Here is a 713-nt window from a genome sequence, read left to right on the forward strand (position 1 = left end):
TGTCTGGACCGGACCAGCTGGAAGGTGGGTGCGAAGGACATCAACCTTCTGGTGCTGGCGATTGCCGCGCGTCGGGTGCGCATCCCCATCCTGTGGAGCGTGCTTGCGGCGGGCTGCAGCAGCACCACTGACCGCAAGGACCTGATGACGCGCTACCTGGCCATATTCGGCGCGGGCTCGATCGATACCCTGCTTGCCGACCGCGAGTTCGTCGGCAATCACTGGTTCGAGTTCCTGCTGGGCAACGACATCCCTTTCGCGATCAGGGTCAAGGAGAACCTTGACGTCGTTCTGGATGACGGCCGCAAAGCCGCGCTTGCCTCCCTGACCAGACACAAGAGGACGCGCCTTCAACTGGCCGGCCACAAAGGACACTTCGCGGGAATGAGTGCGGCCTACGCCAGAACGATGGCGTTCGTTGCCAAACGACGCGAAGACGGCACCATGATCGTCATCGCCACCAATCGCGAGCCGAAAGCTGCCTTGTCCATCTACAGGAAGCGCTGGCAGATCGAATGCCTCTTCTCCGATACCAAGACGCGGGGCTTCAACATGGAGGACACCAGGATCACCCGTCCTGCCAAGTTGCACCTGCTTGTCGCCATGGTCACGCTGGCTCTGGCATGGGCTCATGCCTGCGCATCACGGAGCAAAGGCCGGACCAACATTGAAACGGCAGGTCATGGCTACCGGCGAAAGTCCTGGTTCCGCAC

General features: G+C 61.4%; 1 protein-coding gene. It reads left to right on the plus strand.

Features of this window, described 5'->3' with window-relative positions; genetic code table 11:
• Positions 1-24: 24 nt before the first annotated feature.
• Positions 25-713: transposase (locus ROTAS13_RS25425; protein WP_171979260.1), on the plus strand; the 689-nt coding region annotated here is incomplete at its 3' end.

It is taken from the genome of Roseomonas sp. TAS13 (assembly GCF_001950415.1).
Taxonomy (GTDB): Bacteria; Pseudomonadota; Alphaproteobacteria; order Acetobacterales; family Acetobacteraceae; genus Roseomonas; species Roseomonas mucosa.